Below are 21,128 nucleotides of genomic sequence, written 5' to 3'. Positions count from 1 at the left end.
TCATGACTGCCGTCAGAAGAGGTACGCGTGAGCGACGTCAACCCGGTCGATGCCGACGAGACCCCCAACGCCCCGTCCACGACCACCGTGGCCCAGGGCCGGGTCGAGACGGAGTACGACGCCTCCGCGATCCAGGTGCTCGAGGGCCTCGAAGCGGTCCGCAAGCGCCCCGGCATGTACATCGGTTCGACCGGTGAGCGCGGCCTCCACCACCTGATCTGGGAGATCGTCGACAACGCGGTCGACGAGGCGCTCGCCGGCCACTGCGACCGGATCGTGCTGACCCTCCAGGCCGACGGCGGGATCCGGGTCGAGGACAACGGTCGCGGCATCCCGACCGACACGGCCCCGGGACAGGAGCTGCCCGCACTGACGCTGGCGCTGACCGTCCTGCACGCCGGCGGCAAGTTCGGCGGCGGCGGCTACAAGGTCTCCGGCGGCCTGCACGGCGTCGGCGTCTCGGTCGTCAACGCCCTGTCGAGCCACGTGATCGCCGAGGTCAAGAACCGCGGCCACCTGTGGCGCCAGAGCTTCACGATCGGCGTCCCGGACGGCCCGCTCGAGGAGGTCCGCCCGATGGAGCCCGGGGAGCGCACCGGCACGACCATCACCTACTGGCCCTCCCCCGACATCTTCGAGACCACGACCCACTCGCTCGAGACGATCACCTCGCGGGTGCGCGAGTACGCCTTCCTCAACAAGGGCCTGGAGATCGTCGTCCGCGACGAGCGCCCGGCGGCCGACGAGATCGCGGACGCCGTCGAGGACGAGATCGTCTCCGACGAGACCGACGCCCAGCGCGCCGACGCGATCAAGCGCGCCGAGTCCGGCGGCATCGAGCAGGTCTTCAAGTACGACCGCGGCCTCGTCGACTACGTCGAGTACCTCAACCGACGCAAGCAGGTGGCGAACCCGACGATCATCTCGTTCGACGCCGAGACCCCCGAGTCCGTCGAGAGCCACATGAGCCTCGAGGTCGCGATGCAGTGGAACACGACGTACTCCGAGTCGGTCCACACCTTCGCCAACACCATCAACACCCACGAGGGCGGCACCCACGAGGAGGGCTTCCGGGCGGCGCTCACCTCGCTGGTCAACAACTGGGGCTTCGAGTGGGGCCTGATGAAGAAGCCCGAGGACCGCGTCTCGGGTGACGACATCCGCGAGGGCCTTACCGCGATCATCTCGATCAAGATGGGCGAGCCGCAGTTCGAGGGGCAGACCAAGACCAAGCTCGGCAACACCGAGGCCAAGGGCTTCGTCCAGCGGATCATGAACGACCAGCTCGGTGCCTGGCTCGCGCAGAACCCGGCCGAGGGGCGCGACATCGTCCGTCGTTCGCAGGCCGCCGCCCAGGCGCGCATCGCCGCGCGCAAGGCGCGCGACCTGGCCCGCTCGCGCAAGGGCCTGCTCGGCAGCGGCAGCCTTCCCGGCAAGCTCTCCGACTGCCAGTCGACCAACCCCGCCGAGTGCGAGGTCTTCATCGTCGAGGGTGACTCCGCCGGCGGCTCGGCCCGTCAGGGCCGCGACCCGCGGATCCAGGCGATCCTGCCGATCCGCGGCAAGATCCTCAACGTCGAGAAGGCCCGCATCGACAAGGTGCTGGCCAACACCGAGGTGCAGTCGATCATCTCCGCCCTGGGCACCGGCATCCAGGAAGAGTTCAACATCGACAAGCTGCGCTACCACAAGGTCGTGCTGATGGCGGACGCCGACGTCGACGGCCACCACATCAACACGCTGCTGCTGACGCTGCTCTTCCGGTTCATGCGGCCGCTGATCGAGGGTGGCTACGTCTACATGGCGCAGCCGCCGCTCTACCGACTGCGGTGGAACAAGCCGCAGGAGCACGAGTTCGTCTACTCCGATGCCGAGCGCGACGCCCTGCTGCGCGACGGCCAGGCAGCCGGCAAGAAGCTGCCGAAGGAGAACCCGGTCCAGCGCTACAAGGGTCTGGGCGAGATGAACGCCAAGGAGCTGTGGGAGACGACCATGGATCCCGACCAGCGGCTCATGCTCCAGGTGACGCTGGACGACGCGGCCCACGCGGACGAGATCTTCTCGATCCTCATGGGCGAGGACGTCGAGCAGCGCCGTTCGTTCATCCAGCGCAACGCCAAGGACGTCCGATTCCTGGATATCTAGATCTCTAGCGAGATCACTAGATTCCAGTAGAACCGACGAGAGAGACGAAGACCTGTGACTGAGACCCCCACCGACGGCGGCACTCCTCCCCTGGGCCCGGGCGGCCGGATCGAGCCCGTCGAGCTGCAGACCTCCATGCAGCGCGCCTACATCGACTACGCGATGGCCGTCATCGTCGGGCGCGCGCTGCCCGACGTACGCGATGGACTGAAGCCGGTGCACCGCCGGGTGCTCTACGCGATGTACGACGGCGGCTACCGCCCCGACCGCGGCTTCTCGAAGTGCTCGCGCGTGGTCGGCGACGTGATGGGTCAGTACCACCCGCACGGCGACACCGCGATCTACGACACCCTCGTCCGGCTCGCGCAGCCGTGGGTGATGCGCGCGCCGCTGATCAACGGGCAGGGCAACTTCGGCTCGCCGGGCAACGACTCGGCCGCCGCCATGCGGTACACCGAGTGCCGGATGGCGCCGCTGGCCCTCGAGATGGTCCGCGACATCAACGAGGAGACCGTCGACTTCCAGCCCAACTACGACGGCCGCTCCGAGGAGCCCGTCGTCCTGCCGGCGCGCTACCCCAACCTGCTGGTCAACGGCTCCGCGGGCATCGCGGTCGGCATGGCGACCAGCATCCCGCCGCACAACCTGATCGAGGTCGCCGCCGGCGCCACCTGGGCGCTCGAGCACCCGGACGCCACCCGCGAGGAGCTCCAGGACGCGCTGCTCGAGCGGATCAAGGGCCCCGACTTCCCCAACGGCGCGCTCATCGTCGGCCACCAGGGCATCGAGCAGGCCTACCGCACCGGTCGCGGCTCGGTCACCCAGCGCGCGGTGATCGAGGTCGACGAGGACGCCCGCGGGCGCACCTGTCTGGTGATCACTGAGCTGCCCTACATGGTCAACCCGGACAACCTCGCCCTGAAGATCGCCGAGCTCGCCGACGGCGGCCGGGTGCAGGGCATCGCCGACGTCCGCGACGACACGTCCGACCGCACCGGCCAGCGCCTGGTCGTCGTGCTCAAGCGCGACGCCGTCGCCCGGGTCGTGCTCAACAACCTGCTCAAGCACACCGAGCTCCAGACCAACTTCAGCGCCAACATGCTCGCCCTGGTCGACGGGGTGCCGCGCACGCTGTCGATCGACCAGTTCATCAGCAACTGGGTCGAGCACCAGATCGAGGTCATCCGCCGGCGCACCGAGTTCCGGCTGCGCAAGGCCGAGGAGCGGGCCCACATCCTGCGCGGTCTGGTCAAGGCGCTCGACCAGCTCGACGAGGTCATCGCCCTCATCCGCCGCTCGCCCGACGTGGCCGAGGCGCGCGAGGGCCTGATCGAGCTGCTCGACATCGACGAGATCCAGGCGACCGCGATCCTCGACATGCAGCTGCGCCAGCTGGCGGCCCTCCAGCGGCAGAAGATCATCAACGACCTGGCCGAGATCGAGCTCGAGATCGCGGAGTTCCGCGACATCCTTGCCAACGTCGCCCGCCAGCGGCAGATCGTGATCGACGAGCTCGCCGAGATCGTCGAGAAGTACGGCAACGAGCGGCGTACCCAGATCATCGCGGCCGACGGCGACCTCTCGATGGAGGACCTGATCCCCGACGAGGAGCTGGTCGTCTCGATCACCCGCGGCGGCTACGCGAAGCGCACCCAGCGCCAGCAGTACCGGATCCAGAAGCGCGGCGGCAAGGGCGTGCGCGGGGCGACGCTGCGCGGCGACGACGTCGTCGAGCACTTCATCGCGACCACCAACCACCACTGGCTGCTGTTCTTCACGACAGCCGGTCGCGTCTACCGCACGAAGGCCTACAACCTGCCCGAGGCGTCGCGCGACGCGAAGGGCGGTCACGTGGCCGGGCTGCTCAGCTTCCAGCCCGACGAGAACATCGCCCAGGTGCTGGCGATCCGCGACTACGAGCAGGCGCCGTACCTCGTGCTCGCGACCCGCAACGGCCTGGTCAAGAAGACCCGCCTCGGCGACTACAACAGCCCGCGCCAGGCCGGCGTCATCGCGATCAACTTCCGTGAGGACGACGACGAGCTGATCGGCGCCGAGCTGGTCAACGCCGAGGACGACATCCTGCTGGTCTCCCGCAAGGGCCAGGCCATCCGCTTCCAGGCGGCCGACTCGCAGCTGCGGCCGATGGGTCGCGCGACGTCCGGCGTCACCGGCATGAAGTTCCGCAGCGACGCGGACTCCGTGCTCTCGATGTCCGTGATCCGCGCCGAGCAGGTCGCTGCCGAGGAGGCTGCCGCCGCCGGCGAGGCCGCCGACGTCAAGGAGCAGTACGTCTTCACGATCACCGACGGCGGCTTCGCGAAGCGGTCCCGGATCTCGGAGTACCGCATCACCAACCGCGGCGGTCTCGGCATCAAGGCCATGGCCCTCGCCAACGAGGACCGCGGCCAGCTGGTCGGTGCGTTCATCGTCGAGGAGGGTGACGAGGTCTTGTCGATCACCCAGAACGGCCAGGTCGTGCGCAGCCCGATCAACGCCGACTTCCGGCCGACCGGGCGCTCCACGATGGGCGTGAAGTTCGTCGGCCCGAAGGCCGGGGACTCGGTCGCCGTCGTGGCCCGCTCCGTCGAGTCGCGTGAGGACGAGGAGGCCGAGGTCGACGACGAGTCCGGAGCGGTCGAATCGTCCGATCAGGTCCCGGGTGCAACAATCGAGGGAACAGTCAACGAGGAGGCGGCGTCTGACGCCGTCGACGCACCCGGCCCCGACACCGACGGGGAGAGTGAGGCCTGATGACCGACCGGTCCACCGAGAGCACCGCCACTCGCACCGCCGCAGACCGCTCGAGCACCGGCACGACGCCGGCACCAGGCTCGAAGCCGGCGACGCGCGGGCTCGGCGAGCGCATCTCCTCAGCGGTCGGCAAGGCCACCGACGAGCACCGGGCCAACGCGGACCCGCGCTCGAAGGCGGCCGCCAAGAAGGCCTCCCCCAACCGGAAGCCGCCGCGCCGGGCGCGGCTGCGACTCACCCGGATCGACCCGTGGTCGGTCATGAAGACGTCCTTCCTGCTCGCGATCGCCTTCGGCGTCGTGACCGTGGTGTCGGTCTTCATCATCTGGTCCGTGCTGTCCGCGGCCGGCGTCTGGGACTCGATCAACCAGACGGTGCAGGACGTCGTGGGCGGCGAGGACGCCGGCACCTGGGACGTCGAGAAGTACGTCGGGATGTCCCGCGTCATGGGCTTCACGATCCTGGTCTCGGTCGTCGACGTCATCCTGATCACCGCGATCGCGACGCTCGGAGCCTTCCTCTACAACATGGCAGCGGCGCTGCTCGGCGGGGTGGAGCTCACCCTCGCCGAGGACGAGCGCTGACGCCGTACGCACCGCAACCCACAACGCCCGACGCCGTTTTGTCGGGCACTCCGAGGGTGGGGTAACGTTCCCTCTCGGTCCGGGGCCTATAGCTCAGACGGTTAGAGCGCTTCCCTGATAAGGAAGAGGTCAGAGGTTCAAGTCCTCTTAGGCCCACCAACCCGGTACGCAACCCAGCTCCATGGGAGTCACCATGAAGAAGATCCTGCTCCTCGTGCTCGCGGCCGCCACGGCCGTCGTGGTCAAGAAGAAGCTCGACGAGGGCAAGCACGAGCAGGCTCTCTGGGCCGAGGCGACGGACAGCGTCACCCGGTCCTGATCCACCGGCGGTCGCTGACCGCATCGGGGCCTTGGCGCAATTGGTAGCGCACCTGCTTTGCAAGCAGGGGGTTAGGGGTTCGAGTCCCCTAGGCTCCACCCGATCCTCGACCATTCTCCGGCGCGAGCCAGGCACCTCCGTCAGAATGGGGGCACCGGCTCCATTCTCAGGAGGATGCTCGTGCTCACTCGTCTCGGCCGCTCGATCGCGCTCGTCCTGGCCACGGTCGTCGCCGCTGTGTGTGGTCTCACCGTGTCGGCTCAGGCGGACCCGGGCGACGGTTTCCTGGTCGTCTCCATCAGCGACCAGTACGGCGACCCGGTCCCCGCGGCCTTGCGGATCTGGGACGCGTCGGGCGACTCGTTCGTCGACGCCGGAGATCCCGCCACCGCGCTGCGCGCCGTTCCCCTGCCGCCGGGGACGTACGGCGTCGCGGCGATGACGTCGTTCGGCGGACTGGCGTGCCACGGGATCGCGGTCTGTGACCCGAACGTCGCGACCTTCGAGCTCGACCCGGCGACGGCAGTCGATGTGGGCACCGACACCAAGGCCGTGCACCTGACCGTGACCCTGCCGTCGATCGCGGGCACCGGTGTGGTCGGTGCTCCGCTCACCGTGAGCGTGCCGCCGCAGCTCACCGCGGTCGAGCAGAGCCTCGTCGCAGCGAGCCAGTCGACCGGGACGCCGTACACCGGCATCTTGCAGGTCCTGTGGCTGCGCGACGGCGTCCCGACGGGCGCGACCGGCACCACTTATGTCCCGTCGGCTGCGGACGCCGACCGGTCGATCAGCGCCCGGATCAGTCGCGACTACACCGGGACCTCGATGATGAACCACGTCGTCGTGGACGCACCCACCTCCTACGACATGCGATCCGTGGCCGTCACCGCGCCCGCCACGACCACGCCGCCCGGTCCCACCACCCCGTTGGCACGGGCGTCGATCACCGCCCGGCTCAAGCGAGGCGCCCGTCCCGCGATCCTGGTCCGCGTCACCGCCCGGGGCGCGAAGCCGACCGGTGCCGTCGAGCTGGCCCTCGGCAGCTGGCGCCGGCACGCCGTGCTCCGCGGTGGGTCGGTGCGGATCCCCGTGGGGGACTTCCGCCCAGGGACCTACCGCTTGCGGGTCGAGTACGCCGGAAGTGCCACGGTGGCGTCCCGTGTCATGGCGAAGAAGCTGAAGATCGGGGCCGCCCGCGGCAGGTGACACCTGACTCGCCGCCCCTGGGCTCCACACGCGAGAACGGCCGGGCCCCGACAGGGGCCCGGCCGTTGTGCTGTCGGAGCGGTCAGTCGCCGGTGGCCGCGAGCACGGGCTGGGGCAGCTCCGGCTCGACGGGGGACGCGGCGCGACGACGGGGCAGCAGCGCGAGCGCTGCCACCGCGGCACCGGCAATCGACACCGCCGCGGCGAAGACGAGACCGGGGTGGAAGGCGTCGAGGACGCTCTCCTGCGACGCCGAGCCGTCTGCGCTCGACGCGATCAGGGCCGTCGTGACCGCGAGGACGATGGCCGCGCCGACCTGCATGGAGGTCTGCAGGACGCCCGCCGCCAGGCCCTGCTCGTCGTCGTCGACGCCGGAGGTCGCCTGGATGTTGATCGCGGGGAAGCCGATCCAGCCGACGCCGATGAGCAGGACTGCCGGAAGGATCATCGTGAGGTACGACGGCGTGGTGTCGAGCCGGAGGAACAGCAGGTAGCCGACGGCCATCACCGCCATGGTGACCGCGATGATCCGTGCGGTGCCGAACCGGTTGACGAGCTTGTCGGAGAACACCGCCGAGGCCGCGACCATCACGCCGACGGGCAGCAGCGCGAGCGCCAGCTTCAACGGCGACCAGCCCAGGGTGTCCTGGAGGTACAGGGTCACGATGAACTGCCAGCTGAAGTAGGAGCCCGCGACGGCGATGATGGCCAGGCTCGCGCGGACCAGCGACGCCTTGCGGAGGATGCCCAGCCGGACCAGCGGGTGCCGGACCCGGCTCTCGGCCAGCACGAAGAGCGCCATCAGGATCGCGACCAGGACGAAGGAGACGACGGTCCGCGCCGACGCCCACCCGACTTCGGGTGCGGTGACGACGGTGTAGACGAGCAGCAACATGGCTCCCGTGGAGAGTGCGGCACCCAGCAGGTCGTGGCCACCGCCCTCCACCGGCTCGTCCTTCGGCAGCAGCAGGAAGGCAGCGGCCAGCGCGGCCAGCGCGATCGGCACGGGCAGCAGGAAGGTCCACCGCCAGCCGACGCCCGCCATCAGGCCGCCGAAGAGCAGGCCGGAGGAGTAGCCACCGGCGCCGAAGACCGTGTAGATCGACAGCGCCTTGTTGCGCGCCGGGCCCTCGGCGAAGTTCGTCGTGATGATCGAGAGCCCGGTCGGTGCGGTGAAGGCCGCGGCCAGACCCTTGACGAACCTCGTCAGGATCAGCAGCGGCCCGGTGCTGACCAGGCCGCCCGCGAGCGAGGCGAGCGCGAAGACCGCGAGGGCGACGAGGAAGACCTTGCGGCGACCGAGCAGGTCGGCGGTGCGCCCGCCCAGCAGGAGCAGACCGCCGTAGCCGAGGATGTAGCCGCTGACGAGCCACTGCAGCGAGGACGTCGACAGGTCGAGCTCCTCGCCGATGGACGGCAGTGCCACCCCGATCATCGACACGTCGAGACCGTCGAGGAACAGGACGATGCAGAGGGTGATCAGCATCGCCCAGACGCGGGGAGCCCAGGTGAGGGAGCCCGCGGTAGCAGGGGGAGGAGATGAGGTGGTGGATGAAGTCACCCGTAGAACACTTCCATGCGTGTGCATTCAATGCAAGCACAATTAATGTGTTTGCATTGATGTAGCGCGCGCGTTACCATCCGGTCATGGCTCGTCCCACCACAACGTCGACCTCCGACGACCCGTCGGCGGGGCTGGTCGACGAGTGGCGCGAGCTGCTCGAGCGACACGCGGCCGTGAGCTGCGCCCTGGAGAAGGCTCTCCAGGACGACCACGAGATCGGGCTGAGTGAGTTCGAGGTGCTCGAGCGGGTGGTCGACGCGAACTGTGGGCAGTACCGCATGAGCGACCTCGCCGGCGACATCCACCTCAGCCAGAGTGCTCTCTCGCGGGCGGTCGCGCGGCTCGAGCGCGACGGACTCGTCGAGCGCAGCATGTGCGCCGACGACCGGCGCGCCGTCTTCGTCTGCCTCACGAAGAAGGGGACGCAGGTCTACCAGCAGGCGCTGCCCACTCACCGGCTCGTGCTGAGCCGGACCTGGGGCAGCTAGGCGCCACCGCCGAACGCCGCGAGCTCGTCGGCGTCGTGGGCGCAGAAGATCGTCACCTCGTCGGAGTGGGCCCGCTGCAGCTCCTGGAGCCGGGCCTGGTTGGCCAGCCGCCGCTTGTCGTCGACGCCCATCAGCCGCTGGAAGACCTTGAGCCCGAACGGCGGGGCCGGCGGCGTGAGCTTCTCCGACGCGTGGAAGTACGAGTCGCCGGCGTGCAGCAGCCAGCCGCCGTCGGGACGGCGTACGGCGACGCCGCAGTGCCCGCGGGTGTGGCCCTGGAGAGGGATCAGCAGCACGTCGTCGTCGAGCGCGGTGACGGACCCGAAGCCGAACCACGCGTCGCCGGGCACGTCGTGGCGCACCCAGTCGGGACCGTGCGCCCACTGCACCGGCAGGTAGCGGGCCTTCTCCTGGAAGGTCGGGTGCAGCGCGGCGTCGTGCTCGTCGGCGAACACGTGGACTCGGGCGCCGGGGAAGTCCGAGATGCCGCCCACGTGGTCGAGGTCGAGGTGGGTCAGCGCGATGTCGGTGACGTCCGCGGCGGCGTACCCGAGGGCGGTGACCTGCGCGAGCGCCGTCTCCGCGGCGAGCAGCTCGGGGCGCACGATCGCGCGGAAGGGCTGGCCGAGCCGGCGCGGGTCGGCGACGTCGGCGGTGCCGAACCCGGTGTCGACGAGCAGCAGGCCGGCGGGCCGCTCGACCAGCAGGCAGTGGGCGACCATCGAGGTCGGCGCGACCCGGCCACCGAACGACCCGACAGGGTGCATGGTCGCGCAGTTGAGGTGACGGATGGTCATGCCCGCGATCCTGCCGCCCTCAGAGCCCTTCGCGCGCGTGCAGCGACCGGACGGTGGGAGAGGTCTGGACCGACGCGGGATCGGGGTAGGTGCCGAGCAGCCGGTCCGCGGTCCCGGCCGTGGTGACCGTGAACCAGTAGTGCTCGTTCTTGTAGTGGTGCAGCCGGTGGTTGCGCCACACCGATCGGAACCACCGGCTGCGCGGCCGGTAGTCGCTGTGCACGAGGTAGTGGGTCCATTCGTAGCCGAGCTTGATCCCGTAGACGGAGACCAGCAGGGTGAGCATGCTCGTCGTGGTCGGTGTCGCGAGCCACGCGACCACGACGTACGACGGGAGCAGCCAGGCGAGCGCGGGCCACGGGATGAACACCAGCGGCAGGTCGCGCGGGTCGGCGTGGTGTGCGCGGTGCTTGCGGGCGAGCAGCGAGTCGACCTCGACCGGGCCGAGGCGGCGCGGGCGCCAGTGCAGGATGCAGACGTGGATGACCCACTCGATCAGCGGGAAGAGCGCGACCAGACCGACGGGGACCAGCAGCTCCCACCACGCCCCGGAGCCCGCTGCGACGCGCCCGATCACGGCGGCCACCAGGAACGCCGAGATCATCCAGGGGCTCGGCGCCCGCCAGAAGGCCCGCCAGGCGCCACCGAGGGAGACGAGGGTACGGCGGGAGCCGGTGATGCGCTGCTCGTCGGCGGCCAGCCGTTGCGCCGCCAGCCGCTCGATGTCGGGGGATGCGTCGCTCATGACTCCTCCAGGGCCTCGAGGGCGGACAGGATGGTGGTCGTCGCGGGCCGCAGCACCCGGTCGGCGGCGGCCCGTGCGGTCTCCGGGTCGCCGGCGCCGATCGCGGTGGCGAGCAGCCGGTAGGCGCCGGGCTGGCCCACCTCTGCGGCCATCAGCGGCGCCAGCGCCTCGAGCGCCGGCTCGTAGGCCGCGCGCAGGCTGTTGAACATCAGCCGGAAGACGATCGAGTCCGCGGCGTCGACCACCTGGTCCCAGTACGCCAGGGCGTGCTGCTGTTGCTCGACGGCGTCGTCGGTCGCGGCCAGCGCGTCCACGGTCTCCGCGAGCAGGGCCTCGAGCGCCGGGCCGCCGCGCTCGGCCGCCAGGGCGGCGGCCCCCGGACCGACGACGAGGCGGGCCTCGAGGATGCTGCGGGCGACCGCCGGGTCGATGACCCCACCGCGCACCAGGAGGAGCGGGAGCAGGTCGAGGCCGCCGTACCGCCGGAAGTCGCGGACCGTGGTGGCGCCGCCGTGCCGGACATCGAGCAGCCGAGTCTGCGTCATCCGCTGCAGGGCCTCGCGCACGGCGGGTCGGGACACGCCGAGCACCTCGGCCAGTCGCCGCTCGCTGGGCAGCGTCTCGCCGGCGCCGATGCCGCCGTCGACGACCTCGGCGAGCACCTGGTCGAAGACCTCGTCGGGCACGGAGCGGCGGTGGACCGGCTGCAGAGGCATGGGAGGCACCGTAGGCACGCCGACCGGCGGTGGTCAAGTGGTCTGACCAGTATGAGAGTCGTCGTCACGGACCCGGGTCTGGACCATCTGGACGGATCAGGGCGTTCTGACCCGGAACGCCTTGGGGTTCCGATTGAATCGGACGGACTCTGTCCTCTCGGGAATCCCTAGTTCCAAGGAGCCACTGTGCGCTCACGTCTCCCGCGGCTGACGGCTGTGTTCGCCGCCGCTGCGCTCATCCTGGGTACCGTCGCGGTCGCCACGCCGGCGAACGCGGTCGACCCGGGCAACGGGATCATCGCCCTCACCCTCGTCGACGACCTGGGTCACCCCGTGACGGGCGCGGTCGAGCTGGTCCCCTCCGACGGGTCCGGACCCGTCTCTCTCGGCGTCCCCGACGGCGGCGGCACTCCCGTGGCGGCCTCCTCGTTCGCGGAGGAGGTCCCGGCCGGCACGTACGGCGTCCTGGTCATGGGCGGTTGGGCCGGACTGACCTGCGTCGGCCTGGCCACCTGCTCGATCACGACGCTGTTGGGCGGGGCGGGTCTCGCCGTCGGCGCCGGTGCCCTGACCATCGGCGACGGTGCCACGGCGCCGCTGACCGTCACCATCGCGACCCCGAAGCTGAACGGCACGCCGGGCGTCGGCCGGGCGCTGACGGTCTCGGTCCCCAGCTCGCTCACCGAGCTGGGCGCGGCGCTGAGCGGCATGGGCGGCCTCGGCCTGGGCCTGTCGTCCGACCCCGTCGTGACGTGGAACCGCAACGGCGGCCCGATCGGCGTGACCGGGCCGTCGTACACCCCGACCGGTGGCGACGCGGGCTCCACGATCAGCGCCACGGTCACCTACCCGGTGCTCCTGTCGCTGTTGTTCTCCACCATGGGAGCCGGCGCCACGCCGCCCCCCTTCACGACCGCGGCCGTCAAGATCAACAGGCTCACCCCGCGCATCAAGCTGTCGCTGCCCGGCAAGGTCCTGCAGGGCCAGCGCCCGAAGGCGTACGTCAACGTCACGTCCGGCACCGCCCTGGTCGGCGGCGTGGTGACGTTCGCGGTGGACAAGCTGCGCGCGCAGCAGGGCGTGCTGCGCTCGGGCCTGGCCACGTTCACGCTGCCGAAGCTCAAGCCCGGCAAGCACAAGGTGACGGTGTCGTTCGCGGCGGCGGGGGCCTACAACGCCGCCAAGGCGACCAAGACCGTCGTGGTGAAGGCCAAGAAGCACAAGAAGTAGGCGCGGAACCCACCGCGGGAGCGGGGCGGGTGGGCTGCGTACGCTGATGGCGTGCCCAGTCCGCTCGCCCCGCGCTACTGGGGCGCGCACCTGTTGGCGGTCGTCCTCGTCGCCATCGCAGGCGGCCTCGGCGTCTGGCAGTACGACGCGTGGCAGGCCCATCGCGCCGCCGAGGCCGCCGACCTCACCCACGCCGACCCGATGCCGCTCGAGGACGTGATGGGACCCGACGACCCCTTCCCCGGCAACCGGGTCGGGCAGCCGGTGTCGGTGTCGGGCACCTGGGTGCCGGACGGCACGGTCTACGTCTCCGGCCGCGAGCACGACGGGCACGACGGCTACTGGGTGGTCACGCCGCTCACCGTCGACGGCAGCGACTCGGCCCTGCCCGTCGTCCGCGGGTGGGTCGCGGACCCGGACGACGCCCCGGCGCCGCCGAGCGGCGAGACCAGCCTGGTCGCCCTGCTCCAGCCGCCCGAGGGCACCGGCGAGACCGACCAGGACCCCAGCGACGACGTCCTCCCGCAGCTGCGCATCGCCGACCTCATCCAGCACGTCGACCAGGACCTCTACGGTGCGTACGGCGTCGCCTCCGAGCCGGAGACCGGCATGGACGCGGCGAGCGTCTCCCAGCTCCCCGACGTCGGCGCGTTCACCGGGATCCGCAACCTGCTCTACGCCATCGAGTGGTGGTTCTTCGGCCTCTTCGCCGCCTTCATCTGGTGGCGGTGGGTGACGGACACGACAGCGGAAGGGGCGCTCGCGACGGAGTCCGCCGAGGCCGCCTCGACCGATCCGTAGGCTGGCCCCGTGAAGCTGTTCAACGCCTACCGCGTGCTGGCCCTGGTCGTCGGCGTGCTGCTCGCCTTCTGCGCGCTCGTCGCCCTGCCGCTGAAGTACCTCGCCACCGAGGGCAGCAGCCTGCAGCAGTTCGGCGAGAGCGCCAGCATCATGTGGCTCTTCCACGGCTGGCTCTTCATGGTGTACGTCGTGGTGGCCTTCTTCCTGGCCCGCCGGGCGCGCTGGTCGGTCGCGTTCACGCTGCTGATGCTGATCGCCGGCCTGGTCCCGCTGCTGATCTTCTGGGTCGAGCACAAGGTCACCCAGAAGGTGCGAGCCGAGAACCCGGAGCTCGTGGCATCCTCTCCAGCGTGACCCGCCCATGACCACCGCCTTCGTCCTCGGCGGCGGTGGCGTCCTCGGCGCCGTCGAGGTCGGCATGCTGCGGGCGCTCTTCGAGCGCGACATCGCCCCCGACCTGGTCCTCGGCACCAGCATCGGCGCCCTGAACGGCGCGATGGTCGCGCGGGACCCCGACCCCTCGGTCATCCCCAAGCTCACCGCCCTCTGGGAGGGCGCGGCCGCCGGTGGCGCCGACGTGTACGGCGACAGCCCGCTGCGGACCGTGCGCCGGGCCGTGTCGACCGGCACCCACCTCTGGTCGTCCGCTCCCCTGAAGCAGGCGCTGGTCGACGAGTTCGGCGACCTCACCTTCGAGGAGCTGCCCATCCGGTTCCAGGTGTGTGCGGCCAGCATCGAGCGGGCCGCCGAGCACTGGTTCGACTCCGGTCCGGTCGTCGACGCGGTCGTCGCGAGCGCCGCCGTACCGGGGCTGCTGCCGCCGGCGAAGGTCGGTGACGAGCACTACCTCGACGGCGGCATCGTGAACTCGATCCCGCTCGGTCGCGCCGTCCAGCTCGGTGCCTCGCGGGTCTTCGTGCTCCAGGTCGGCCGGATCGACCGTCCGCTGACGGTGCCCAAGCGTCCGTGGGAGGTCGCCAAGGTCTCCTTCGAGATCGCCCGGCGGCACCGGTTCAACCGCGAGCTCGAGGAGCTCCCGGCCAGCGTCGAGGCGCACGTGCTGCCGGCCCGGGGCACGTCCGGCAAGGACGACAGCGTGCTCGGGACCCGTGACTTCTCCGGCATGCAGGAGCGGATCGACCTGACCTACGAGGCGACCGTGGCCTACCTCGACGAGCACCTCAGCCCGTGATCTGGGTGCTGCGGCGCTGCGTGGTCGCGCCGGCCGTGGTCGCCCTGGCCGTCCTGGTCTGGGTCACGCTGCCGTTCTGGCTCATCGGCGCGGCCGCGCTCTCGCCCGTCGTGGCCGGACGGCTGCGCCCGCTGCGCTTCCTGTGGATCGTGATCGTCTACCTCACCTGCGAGGCGCTGCTGCTCGTGGTGATGCTCGGGCTGTGGATCGCGTCCGGCTTCGGGTGGCGGCTGCGGACGCCGTACTTCGAGGGCATCCACTACGACCTGGTGCAGGGCACGATGTGGGTGTTCTTCCGCGAGGCCCGGCGGGTGCTGCGCCTGACCATCGAGTCCGAGGGTCCCGGTCCCCTCGAGCACGCCGGCCGGCCGATCCTGGTCTGCTGCCGGCACGCCGGCCCGGGCGACTCGTTCGTGCTGATCCACACGCTGATGGCGTGGTACGACCGCGAGCCGCGGGTGGTCCTCAAGGACACCCTGGCGTGGGACCCGATGATCTCGGTGGTGCTCAGCCGGATCCCCGCCCGCTTCATCACCCCCAACCCGGGGCCGGAGCAGGACCTCGAGTCCCAGATCGCCGACCTGGCGACCGGGCTCGACGCCAACGACGCGTTCGTGATCTTCCCGGAGGGCGGCAACTTCACCCCGCACCGCCGGGAGAAGGCGATCGACCGACTCCGCAAGCTGGGGATGGAGCGGATGGCGCAGCGCGCCGAGCGGATGATCCACGTGCTGGCGCCGCGTCCCGGTGGCTTCCTCGCGGCGCTGGACGCCGCGCCCGACGCGGACGTCGTGCTCGTGGCGCACACCGGGCTGGACCACATGGTCACCGTCGGTGAGGTGTGGCGCGAGCTGCCGATGGACAAGCGGATCATCATGCGCTGGTGGCAAATCCCGCGCTCGGACATCCCGGTCGGCCGCGAGGAGCGGATCGAGTGGCTCTTCGGGTGGTGGGAGCGGATCGATGCCTGGATAGACGAGAACCGGCCGGTGGACATCGCCACCGGCCGGTCCCGTCCGCGTTAGCGGCTACGCCTTGTCGTCGACCTCGACCACGTCGGCCGGGTCGTCGGGGGTGGTCACCGGGTGGGGCGACTCCGCCTTGTCGGCGAGCGCCTCGCCGGGCGCGGCGCCGGCCTCGTCGTCCTCGGTCACCACGGCTGCGTGCGTGGGGGCCGGGGTCGGTGCGGGAGCCGGCGTCGGCGTGTACGACGACTGCCAGTTCTCGCTCTGCTTGCCACCCTTGAGCCGCGAGACCACGAAGGCCGCAGCAGCCGCGAGGCCGGTGATCAGCACCAGCTTCTTGAGCTTGCTGCCCTTCTTCTTCGGCTCGGCGACCTCGGCCACCTTGTCGGCCGCGGACTCCGCGGCGTCCGCCGCGAACTCGGCAGCGGCGGCCGCACCGGCCGCGATCTTCTCGGCGGCCACGGCGGCGCCGGCGGCGATGGCCGGACCCGCCTTGTCGCGCGCGTCGGAGATGTAGGCACCGGACTTGTCACGCGCGTCCGCGACGTACGGCGCCGCCTTCGCTCGTGCGTCGGCGATCACCGGCCCGGCCTTGTCACGTGCGTCCGCGAGGACCGGCCCGGCCTTGTCCCGGGCCGTCGCGAACGCGGCCTCGAGCTGGGGCTTGACCTGCTCGACGTACTCGCTGACCGTGTCACCGGCCTGGTCGAGGATCGACTTGTTCTTCCGCAGACCCATGAGGCTTCCTCTCGTCGTGTCTCTGGCTGGTTCGATCATGTCACTGGTGACCGAACCAGAGGCCCGGCCAGCGGCGGGGCTGCTTGTCGACCGTGCGAGGATCGGACGGCAACAGCACCGCGTACGTCCGTGGTGTACCCACCAAACGTGAGAGGCAGTCATGGCGGACCAGCAGGCCATCTTGAAGACCAACCGGGGCGACATCACGATCAACCTGTTCCCGAACCACGCCCCCCTGACGGTCGACAACTTCGTCGGGCTCGCCCAGGGCACCAAGGAGTACGACGCCGGCAACGGCAAGACGGGCCCGTTCTACGACGGCCTGATCTTCCACCGCGTCATCGAGGGCTTCATGCTCCAGGGCGGCTGCCCGACCGGCACCGGCACCGGCGGCCCGGGCTACACGTTCAAGGACGAGCCGCACCCCGAGCTCACCTTCGACAAGCCCTACCTGCTGGCGATGGCCAACGCCGGGCCGGGCACCAACGGCTCGCAGTTCTTCATCACCGTCGCACCGACGACGTGGCTGAACTTCAAGCACACGATCTTCGGCGAGGTCGCCGACCAGGCGTCGCGCGACGTCGTCGACGCCATCGGCACGACCCCGACCGGTCCCGGCGACAAGCCCAAGGACCCGGTCGTCATCGAGACCGTCGAGATCGTCGGCGCCTGATCGACCGAACCACCTCCCGATGACCGATCAACCGGCTCCCGCCGGGGTGCCCACCTGCTACCGGCACCCCGGTCGGGAGTCGCACATCCGCTGCCAGCGCTGCGAGCGGCCGATCTGCCCCGACTGCATGCGCGACGCGGCCGTCGGGTTCCAGTGCCCCGAGTGCGTGGCCGAGGGCAAGAAGTCCACCCGCAGCGGGCGGACGGCGTACGGCGGGCTCCGGCCCACCAACGCCTCGACGACGACCCTCGTCCTGATCGGGCTCAACGTCGCCGTGTGGATCGCGATCCTGGCCACCGGGGCCGCGTCGAGCCGGCTGGTCGACCTCCTCGCGCTCCGGCCGAGCGGGTTCTGCGACCTGCAGAACGGCTTCGTCCAGCTGCACGTCAGCCAGGCGGCGTGCAACGGGACCTGGATGCCCGGCGTCTCGGACGGCGCCTACTGGCAGCTGATCACCGGCGCCTTCACCCACGTGCAGCTGCTGCACATCGCGTTCAACATGTTCGCGCTCTACCTCTTCGGCCCGCAGCTCGAGATCTACTTCGGCCGGGTCCGCTACCTCGCGCTCTACTTCATCAGCGCCCTCACCGGCTCGGCCCTCGTCTACTGGGCCGCCCCCGAGTACACCCCGACCGTCGGTGCGTCCGGCGCGATCTTCGGACTGCTCGGCGCGATGCTCGTCGTCTCGCTGAAGATCCGGGTCAACGTCCAGGGCATCGTGGTCCTGCTCGCCATCAACTTCCTGATGACCGCGACGATCAGCAACATCTCGTGGCAGGGCCACGTCGGCGGCTTCGTCGGCGGCGTCCTGGTGGCGGGGGTCCTGGTCTACGCCCCGCGCCGGCACCGGACGGCGTACCAGTCCGCGGGCCTGGTCGCCCTCACCGTCGTGACGCTCCTGGCGATCGTGGCCCGGACGGCTGCGCTGGCCTGAGGGCCGCCGCCCCACTCGACGACCCCGGCGCAGCCGGGACAGTTGTCCACAGCTGTGCACTCACCTGTGGAGAACTACACGCCTGTAGTTCCTCCACAGCTGTGCACACAGCTGTGGAGAAATGAGCGACGCCGGCCGGTCCTCGCGGACCGACCGGCGTCGGAGACAGGTACGGCGCGCCCTCACTCCCAGCGCGTGGCGAAGGTGAAGCCGACCGCCATGAAGGCGATGCCGACGACCAGGTTCTTCTGGCCGAGGTCGTCGAAGACCGGGATGCTGCTGAGGTCGTTGCTGAAGACGTAGTAGGTGCAGATCCAGAGCAGCCCCACGATGAAGCAGCCGAGCATGCCGACCACGACGCCGCGGCCGCGGCCCAGCGGGGTCGACGGGTGCGCCGACACGATCAGGCCGACGAAGAGCAGCCCGAAGCCGATCAGGTAGTTCCAGTCACCGAGGTCGCCCATGAACGTCGGCGAGCCGCCGTCCTTCGCCGGGAACGCCGTCGGGTCGAAGACGATGTAGTAGTACGCGATCCAGGCGATGCCGAGCACCATCAGGACCAGCGCGACGATGAAGCGCGGCGCCGCCATCGGGCCCCGGTCGGGGGCGAGGGGGTCCTTGGCCTTGAGCTTGGACACGGGTGCTCCTGGATGGTTCGTGAGGTCGTGCGGGGCCTCGCGTGGTGGAGGCCATGCTCTCGTCCGTACCGGGCTGGGACGGACTCCGGGATACCTTAGTCAACGTGAGCACCGGATCCCACGCGAGGTCCTCCGGGTCGGGCGACCCGGTGCGCCGTCGCCACCGTCTCTGGCGCCTCGGTACGCCGCTGGTGGTGCTGGCGTGCGGAGGTCTCTTCGTGGTCTCCGCCAACAACAGCGAGGGCACGGACCTCCGGCCGGGCCGCTACACCGACCTGGCCTCGCTGGTCCAGGACGAGGCGGACAGCTACGCCGACCTGCGCGACCGCGTCGCGGCGCTCAACGCCCAGGTGACCATGCTCAGCACCAAGGTCAGCGACCGCGAGCTCTCCCGCTACCAGCGTGAGATCTCGTCGCTCAGCGACCCGGCCGGACTCGTCGCGCGGCGCGGTCCGGGCGTGACGATCGTGCTGTCCGACGCGCCCGAGGACGTCATCAACTCGACGACCGGCAACGTCAACCCGCTGCTGGTGCACCAGCAGGACATCCAGGCCGTCGTCAACGCGCTCTGGAAGGGCGGCGCCACCGCGGTGACCATCCAGGGCCAGCGCGTGGTCTCGACGACCGGCATCAAGTGCGAGGGCAACTCCGTGCAGCTGCAGGGCGTGCCCTACCCCCAGCCCTACGTCATCCAGGCCGTCGGCGACCAGACCGCCCTGCTCGCCGCCGTCGACGACGACTCCTACGTCCAGGCCTACCGCGACGACGCGGACGACCCCGACATCGCCGTCGGCTGGAACCTCACGGTCGAGGCGCTCCTGACAGCGCCGGCGTACGACGGCCTGACCGACCTCAACTACGCGACCCCGCTGAAGGGGTCCACGAGCTAACGAGGTCGCGCCGACCGCTGCACCGGTGGGATCACCGGCGTCTCGGTCGGGTCCACCGTCGGGGTGTCGCTCGGGGTCGGCGTCTCGGTGGGCTCCACGAAGCTGGACACGACGATCGTGACCGTCGAGCCCTCGGACGGCGTCTCGCCGGCGCGCGGGCTCTGGTCGATCACGGTGCCGGCCGGCTCGGTGGTGTCGGACTGCTCGATCACCCGAGGCTCGAAGCCGGCGTTGCGGATCGCGGTCTCGGCCGCGGCCTGCTGCTTGCCCACCACGTCGGGCACCTTCTCGCGCCCGTCGGAGAAGTAGACGACGATCCGGGTGCCCTCGGCCACCGTGGTGCCCTGCGCGGGCTCGGTGCGGGTCACCGTGTCCTTGTCCTCGTCCGACTCCTCCTTCTTGAGCTCCACGTCGAAGCCCTGGGAGACGAGCGTGGCCTCGGCGTCCTTCTTGTCCTGCCCGATCAGGAACGGCACCTCGATCTGCGGCTTGCCGAGCGAGACCACCAGGTCGACCTTGGCGTCCGGGTCGACGTACGTGTCGGGGTCCGGGTCCTGCCGGATCACCCGGCCGGCGGCGACCTCGCTGCTGTTCTCCCGGTCGATGGACCCGACCGCGAGGCCGGCGTCGCCGATCAGCGCGCGCGCCTGCTTCTCGGTCTTGTTGATCACGTTGGGGGTCGGCACCTGGTCCGGCGCGCGCTCGAAGAGCCGCGGGAGCAGGTAGGCGGCACCGGCGATCAGCACCACCAGCAGCAGGCCGAGCGCGATGATCAGGCCGGTGCGGCTGCGCGGCTCCTCCTCGTCGTACGACGTCACGACCGCGGTCGTCGCGGTGGGCGGCGGGATCGGGGGCGCGGCGACGACCGGCGGCGGGATCGGCGCCTGCACCGGACGGCCACCCAGGTAGCGCTCGATGTCGCTGCGCATCGCCGCGGCCGACTGGTAGCGGTCCTCGAGGCGCTTGGCGAGTGCCTTGAGCACGATCGCGTCGACCTCGGGCGGGAGGGAGGTGTCGTGGTCCGACGGGGGTACGGCGGGCTCGCGGACGTGCTGGTAGGCGACCGCGACCGGGCTGTCGCCGACGAACGGCGGCCGACCGGTGAGGAGCTCGTAGACCAGGCAGCCGGCGGAGTAGACGTCCGAGCGGGAGTCGACGGTCTCGCCGCGGGCCTGCTCGGGGGAGAGGTACTGGGCGGTGCCGACCACGGCCGCGGTCTGGGTCATCGTCGAGGACGCGTCGCTGATCGCGCGGGCGATGCCGAAGTCCATCACCTTGACGTCGCCGCTCGGCGTGAGCATCACGTTGCCGGGCTTGATGTCGCGGTGGATGATCCCCGCGCGGTGGCTGTAGTCGAGGGCGGAGAGGACGCCGCTGGTGATCTCGAGGGCCCGCTCGGGCAGGATCTTGCGGCCCTCGCGGAGGATGTCGCGCAGGGTGCGGCCGGCGACGTACTCCATGACGATGTAGGGCTGGGAGATCCCGGAGCCGTCGGCCGCGGGCTCCTCACCGGTGTCGTAGACGGCGACGATCGCCGGGTGGTTGAGCGACGCGGCCGACTGCGCCTCGCGCCGGAACCGTGCCTGGAAGGTCGCGTCGCTGGCCAGGTCGGTGCGCAGCCGCTTGACGGCCACGACCCGGCCGAGGCGCGTGTCGACACCCTTGCGGACCTCGGCCATCCCGCCGCGGCCGAGGAGCTCGCCGAGCTCGTAGCGCCCGCCGACGACGATCGGCTGTTGGTTGTTCACG

The 21,128-nt window shown here is 70.6% G+C and carries 21 protein-coding genes and 2 tRNA genes; 16 read left to right on the top strand and 7 right to left on the bottom strand.

Annotation, left to right across the window (positions count from 1 at the left end; all coding sequences use genetic code 11):
* Nucleotides 1-27 precede the first annotated feature (27 nt).
* From gyrB to ABEA34_RS11820, 7 genes are all read left to right on the top strand, one after another.
* A complete protein-coding gene (gyrB, locus tag ABEA34_RS11850; RefSeq protein WP_425576870.1) occupies nt 28-2,145 on the top strand; it encodes a DNA topoisomerase (ATP-hydrolyzing) subunit B in 2,118 nt (705 codons plus the stop codon).
* A 54-nt stretch (nt 2,146-2,199) separates the two neighbouring features.
* Nucleotides 2,200-4,899: a DNA gyrase subunit A gene (gyrA, locus tag ABEA34_RS11845; RefSeq protein WP_345521464.1), complete on the top strand. Its 2,700-nt coding sequence runs from the start codon at nt 2,200-2,202 to the stop codon at nt 4,897-4,899.
* The gene (locus ABEA34_RS11840; protein WP_345521463.1) at nt 4,899-5,483 is read left to right on the top strand and encodes a DUF3566 domain-containing protein; all 585 of its coding nucleotides are present in this window, start codon (nt 4,899-4,901) and stop codon (nt 5,481-5,483) included. Before gyrA ends, ABEA34_RS11840 begins: the two co-directional genes overlap by 1 nt.
* Before the next feature lie 82 nt (nt 5,484-5,565).
* Nucleotides 5,566-5,642: transfer RNA gene (locus ABEA34_RS11835), tRNA-Ile, on the top strand.
* 34 nt (nt 5,643-5,676) lie between these two features.
* Nucleotides 5,677-5,802: a DLW-39 family protein gene (locus ABEA34_RS11830; RefSeq protein WP_345521462.1), complete on the top strand. Its 126-nt coding sequence runs from the start codon at nt 5,677-5,679 to the stop codon at nt 5,800-5,802.
* 25 nt (nt 5,803-5,827) lie between these two features.
* Nucleotides 5,828-5,900: transfer RNA gene (locus ABEA34_RS11825), tRNA-Ala, on the top strand.
* A gap of 82 nt (nt 5,901-5,982) precedes the next feature.
* Complete coding sequence (locus tag ABEA34_RS11820) at nt 5,983-7,008, top strand: hypothetical protein (RefSeq protein WP_345521461.1); 1,026 nt, start codon at nt 5,983-5,985, stop codon at nt 7,006-7,008.
* Nucleotides 7,009-7,090: 82 nt separating this feature from the next.
* Here ABEA34_RS11820 and ABEA34_RS11815 read toward each other — a convergent pair whose 3' ends face one another.
* Complete coding sequence (locus ABEA34_RS11815; protein ID WP_345521460.1) at nt 7,091-8,494, bottom strand: MFS transporter; 1,404 nt, start codon at nt 8,492-8,494, stop codon at nt 7,091-7,093.
* A 161-nt stretch (nt 8,495-8,655) separates the two neighbouring features.
* On the opposite strand from ABEA34_RS11815, the gene ABEA34_RS11810 reads away from it, so the two are divergent.
* Entirely contained in the window at nt 8,656-9,060 is a 405-nt protein-coding gene (locus ABEA34_RS11810; RefSeq protein ID WP_345521459.1) for a MarR family winged helix-turn-helix transcriptional regulator, read from the top strand.
* Here the strand turns inward: ABEA34_RS11810 and ABEA34_RS11805 are convergent.
* From ABEA34_RS11805 to ABEA34_RS11795, 3 genes are read right to left on the bottom strand one after another with little or no spacing between them, the layout of a single operon-like run.
* Complete coding sequence (locus ABEA34_RS11805) at nt 9,057-9,857, bottom strand: MBL fold metallo-hydrolase (RefSeq protein WP_345521458.1); 801 nt, start codon at nt 9,855-9,857, stop codon at nt 9,057-9,059. The genes ABEA34_RS11810 and ABEA34_RS11805 overlap by 4 nt on opposite strands.
* Nucleotides 9,858-9,876: 19 nt before the next feature.
* On the bottom strand, nt 9,877-10,602 hold the full coding sequence (locus ABEA34_RS11800; protein WP_345521457.1) for a sterol desaturase family protein: 726 nt from the start codon (nt 10,600-10,602) through the stop codon (nt 9,877-9,879).
* On the bottom strand, nt 10,599-11,318 hold the full coding sequence (locus ABEA34_RS11795; RefSeq protein ID WP_345521456.1) for a FadR/GntR family transcriptional regulator: 720 nt from the start codon (nt 11,316-11,318) through the stop codon (nt 10,599-10,601). The genes ABEA34_RS11800 and ABEA34_RS11795 overlap by 4 nt, the downstream gene beginning before the upstream one ends.
* Nucleotides 11,319-11,504: 186 nt before the next feature.
* Between ABEA34_RS11795 and ABEA34_RS11790 the strand changes: the two genes are divergently transcribed.
* Genes ABEA34_RS11790 through ABEA34_RS11770 form a run of 5 tightly spaced genes read left to right on the top strand, consistent with a single transcriptional unit; the run spans nt 11,505 to nt 15,566 of the window.
* Nucleotides 11,505-12,548 (top strand): Ig-like domain repeat protein, encoded by a 1,044-nt coding sequence (locus tag ABEA34_RS11790; RefSeq protein WP_345521455.1) that lies wholly within the window; start codon nt 11,505-11,507, stop codon nt 12,546-12,548.
* A 51-nt stretch (nt 12,549-12,599) separates the two neighbouring features.
* A complete protein-coding gene (locus ABEA34_RS11785) occupies nt 12,600-13,349 on the top strand; it encodes an SURF1 family protein (protein ID WP_345521454.1) in 750 nt (249 codons plus the stop codon).
* A 9-nt stretch (nt 13,350-13,358) separates the two neighbouring features.
* Nucleotides 13,359-13,703 (top strand): DUF3817 domain-containing protein, encoded by a 345-nt coding sequence (locus ABEA34_RS11780; protein ID WP_345521453.1) that lies wholly within the window; start codon nt 13,359-13,361, stop codon nt 13,701-13,703.
* 7 nt (nt 13,704-13,710) lie between these two features.
* Nucleotides 13,711-14,541 (top strand): patatin-like phospholipase family protein, encoded by an 831-nt coding sequence (locus ABEA34_RS11775; protein WP_345521452.1) that lies wholly within the window; start codon nt 13,711-13,713, stop codon nt 14,539-14,541.
* A complete protein-coding gene (locus ABEA34_RS11770; protein WP_345521451.1) occupies nt 14,538-15,566 on the top strand; it encodes a 1-acyl-sn-glycerol-3-phosphate acyltransferase in 1,029 nt (342 codons plus the stop codon). The genes ABEA34_RS11775 and ABEA34_RS11770 overlap by 4 nt, the downstream gene beginning before the upstream one ends.
* Before the next feature lie 3 nt (nt 15,567-15,569).
* On the opposite strand, the gene ABEA34_RS11765 is transcribed toward ABEA34_RS11770, so the two are convergent.
* Complete coding sequence (locus tag ABEA34_RS11765) at nt 15,570-16,244, bottom strand: hypothetical protein (protein ID WP_345521450.1); 675 nt, start codon at nt 16,242-16,244, stop codon at nt 15,570-15,572.
* 160 nt (nt 16,245-16,404) lie between these two features.
* Here ABEA34_RS11765 and ABEA34_RS11760 point away from each other — a divergent pair, with 160 nt between their 5' ends.
* A complete protein-coding gene (locus ABEA34_RS11760; protein ID WP_345521449.1) occupies nt 16,405-16,917 on the top strand; it encodes a peptidylprolyl isomerase in 513 nt (170 codons plus the stop codon).
* Between the two features lie 19 nt (nt 16,918-16,936).
* Nucleotides 16,937-17,851: a rhomboid family intramembrane serine protease gene (locus ABEA34_RS11755; protein WP_345521448.1), complete on the top strand. Its 915-nt coding sequence runs from the start codon at nt 16,937-16,939 to the stop codon at nt 17,849-17,851.
* Nucleotides 17,852-18,033: 182 nt separating this feature from the next.
* Here the strand turns inward: ABEA34_RS11755 and ABEA34_RS11750 are convergent, their stop codons facing one another.
* Entirely contained in the window at nt 18,034-18,489 is a 456-nt protein-coding gene (locus tag ABEA34_RS11750) for a cell division protein CrgA (protein WP_345521447.1), read from the bottom strand.
* A gap of 104 nt (nt 18,490-18,593) precedes the next feature.
* On the opposite strand from ABEA34_RS11750, the gene ABEA34_RS11745 reads away from it, so the two are divergent.
* Nucleotides 18,594-19,379, top strand: coding sequence for a DUF881 domain-containing protein (locus ABEA34_RS11745; protein WP_345521446.1), 786 nt, complete (start codon nt 18,594-18,596; stop codon nt 19,377-19,379).
* Here ABEA34_RS11745 and pknB read toward each other — a convergent pair.
* On the bottom strand, nt 19,376-21,127 hold the full coding sequence (pknB, locus tag ABEA34_RS11740) for a Stk1 family PASTA domain-containing Ser/Thr kinase (protein WP_345521445.1): 1,752 nt from the start codon (nt 21,125-21,127) through the stop codon (nt 19,376-19,378). The two genes, ABEA34_RS11745 and pknB, sit on opposite strands and share 4 nt — an antisense overlap.
* Nucleotide 21,128 lies beyond the last annotated feature (1 nt).

Origin of the sequence: Nocardioides conyzicola (genome assembly GCF_039543825.1) — a bacterium.
Classification (GTDB): Bacteria; Actinomycetota; Actinomycetes; order Propionibacteriales; family Nocardioidaceae; genus Nocardioides; species Nocardioides conyzicola.
The sequence above is the reverse complement of the archived record's forward strand: the minus strand, read 5'-3'. Positions and strand labels throughout refer to the sequence as shown.

What these genes read in the sequence shown, in the direction of transcription:
- ABEA34_RS11840 (WP_345521463.1), top strand. Translation starts at nt 4,899, where the DNA reads ATGACCGACCGGTCCACCGAGAGCACCGCCACTCGCACCGCCGCAGAC.
- ABEA34_RS11830 (WP_345521462.1), top strand. Translation starts at nt 5,677, where the DNA reads ATGAAGAAGATCCTGCTCCTCGTGCTCGCGGCCGCCACGGCCGTCGTG.
- ABEA34_RS11815 (WP_345521460.1), bottom strand. Translation starts at nt 8,494, where the DNA reads ATGCTGATCACCCTCTGCATCGTCCTGTTCCTCGACGGTCTCGACGTG.
- ABEA34_RS11810 (WP_345521459.1), top strand. Translation starts at nt 8,656, where the DNA reads ATGGCTCGTCCCACCACAACGTCGACCTCCGACGACCCGTCGGCGGGG.
- ABEA34_RS11805 (WP_345521458.1), bottom strand. Translation starts at nt 9,857, where the DNA reads ATGACCATCCGTCACCTCAACTGCGCGACCATGCACCCTGTCGGGTCG.
- ABEA34_RS11800 (WP_345521457.1), bottom strand. Translation starts at nt 10,602, where the DNA reads ATGAGCGACGCATCCCCCGACATCGAGCGGCTGGCGGCGCAACGGCTG.
- ABEA34_RS11795 (WP_345521456.1), bottom strand. Translation starts at nt 11,318, where the DNA reads ATGCCTCTGCAGCCGGTCCACCGCCGCTCCGTGCCCGACGAGGTCTTC.
- ABEA34_RS11775 (WP_345521452.1), top strand. Translation starts at nt 13,711, where the DNA reads ATGACCACCGCCTTCGTCCTCGGCGGCGGTGGCGTCCTCGGCGCCGTC.
- ABEA34_RS11765 (WP_345521450.1), bottom strand. Translation starts at nt 16,244, where the DNA reads ATGGGTCTGCGGAAGAACAAGTCGATCCTCGACCAGGCCGGTGACACG.
- ABEA34_RS11760 (WP_345521449.1), top strand. Translation starts at nt 16,405, where the DNA reads ATGGCGGACCAGCAGGCCATCTTGAAGACCAACCGGGGCGACATCACG.
- ABEA34_RS11755 (WP_345521448.1), top strand. Translation starts at nt 16,937, where the DNA reads ATGACCGATCAACCGGCTCCCGCCGGGGTGCCCACCTGCTACCGGCAC.